Raw genomic sequence first — 2120 nt, forward strand, 5'->3', positions numbered from 1 at the left:
CGATACCCGATACCCGATACCCGATACCCGATACCCGATACCCGATACCCGATACCCGATACCCGATACCAACCGTAGCCGCCTCTATGGCCATACCATTCCTGACGATGGGGGCAGTTGCGATGAGGCCGGGAATAATTTGTTCCATGTCCACGTCGGTTAAAAGGATAACCGCTTGCACCACGTGTCTATGTGAAACGCCTTTAGGACCTATTTCTCGCTGGAAAGGTGCCATTAGGATATCCGGTATCCGGTATCCGGTATCCGGTATCCGGTATCCGGTATCCGGTACCCGGACGGAAGCGGGTATCTGGATGAAACCGGGTATTTAATCATCGTTGATACGTATTTTATGTGCAGCAAAGCCGAGACCTTTTCCGGTAAAGGAAACGCTAGAACAACCTCTTACGTTAAATTAACATCGGCTTGCGGATTGCGAGCCAACTGCTTAACCCTCGTGATAATTGCCTCTGAAATATTGTTTTGGCAGGCGGCCTTATCGCTGCCTATGTTGTCACGTATCACTTGGGTACCGGGTACCGCCTGGGTTCCGGTTATCTGCAAGATACCCGATATCGGCTACCCATTGTGTCATTCATCGTCGCGTAAGGCGAAGCGCATGCCCCAATAAGAAAAAACGGTATGGGAAAACTCGCACCAGCCCCCGCCACCCGGCGCAAGGGGTGGGTCGCCGCGTAACCGCGCCGATCCCGCCGCAAGCGGCGCCCTTGCACCGGCCGTCGCGGCCCGGTCGCGCGGATGATGTCAAAACCAGAAATGGAGAAAGGCATCATGCGCCCACATCATATTCCCGCTACAGCCTCCCCTCGCCCGCCTGCCCCGATGCGCTGGGCCAATGTCACAGCCCCCCTGACCTGCACCCGCTGCGGCGTTACCTGGATGGCGGGTGATCCGGCCATCACCCTTCCCTGTCGCGGCTGTGATGCCGAACCTGGGCAGCCATGTCGGCGCTGGGCTGGTGGCAATGAGAATGTCTGTGCCCAACGTGATCGCGATGCCCGTCATGACGGGCTGCTGAAGGAATGCGAGGCGCTGACCTGGGACGGGCGGCACAGCAAGCCGCTACGGCTCTGGGCAAGCTCGGTGGGCGGCACTGTTCCGAATGCAGTCCGCACGGGGTCCCCGGTGGCGCGGTTTGCCGCGTGATCCCGGACCCACGGGGCTATGACCATATCATCGTGGCCCTGAGCGGCGGCAAGGACAGCATCGCGTCGCTGATCGCGGCACTGGAACTGGGGGCGCGGCCCGAAACCATCGAACTGTGGCACCATGACGTGGACGGGGGGGGGGAGGGGTTCATGGACTGGCCCTCCACCCCGGGCTATGTCCGCCAGATCGCCCGCGCCTTCCGTCTGCCATGCTACATGTCCTGGCGTGACGGCGGCATCCTGCGGGAGATGCTGCGCGACGGCACGCCAACTGCCCCGGTCAGTTTTGAGACCCCGGACGGGACCATGCGCAGGAGTGGGGAGGGGAAACCGGGCCGACGCCTGCGCTTTCCCCAGATCAGCGGGAACCTCGCCGTGCGCTGGTGCAGCAGTGTTGCCAAGATCGACGTCGCCGCCATGGCGCTACGCGGGCAGGACCGGTTCCTCGGTCGCCGGACGCTGTTCATCACCGGGGAACGCGCGGAAGAAAGCCCCGGTCGCGCGCGCTACGCCATCTTCGAGCCACATCGCACGGATACCCGCACCAGCCGGCGTCGGCCCCGCCATGTCGATCACTGGCGTCCGGTTCACGGATGGACCGAGGCGATGGTGTGGGACAGCCTCGGGCGGCACCGCATCGTGCCGGCCCTGCCATACCGGATCGGCTTTGGCCGACTGTCCTGCCTTGGCTGCATTTTCATGTCAGCCGACCAGGCCGCGACCTTCCGCCTCATCGCGCCCGATCGTTTTGCGCGCTTCGCCGCATGCGAACAGGCCTTCGGCTGCACGATACGGCGCGACATCAACCTGAATGCCCTTGCCGATCGGGGGCGCCCGTTCCCTGCTGCCCTGCAGCATCCCGGCCTGGTCCGGCAGGCCCTGTCGCCCGACTGGGCAGGCCCGGTGCTGACCGGGCATTGGTGCTTGCCCGCAGGGGCTTTCGGCGAGAGC

Annotated in this window: 2 protein-coding genes; both read left to right on the forward strand. The window is 63.1% G+C overall.

All coding sequences use genetic code 11. The features are described from left to right. Positions 1–792 precede the first annotated feature (792 nt). Positions 793–1167, forward strand: coding sequence for a hypothetical protein (locus DY926_RS17925; protein WP_241503271.1), 375 nt, complete (start codon positions 793–795; stop codon positions 1165–1167). After that, positions 1164–2120 (forward strand): phosphoadenosine phosphosulfate reductase domain-containing protein (locus DY926_RS15680; RefSeq protein ID WP_241503272.1); only part of this gene is annotated, 957 nt, incomplete at its 3' end. The genes DY926_RS17925 and DY926_RS15680, both read left to right, overlap by 4 nt.

It is taken from the genome of Komagataeibacter melaceti (assembly GCF_003403295.1).
Classification (GTDB): Bacteria; Pseudomonadota; Alphaproteobacteria; order Acetobacterales; family Acetobacteraceae; genus Komagataeibacter; species Komagataeibacter melaceti.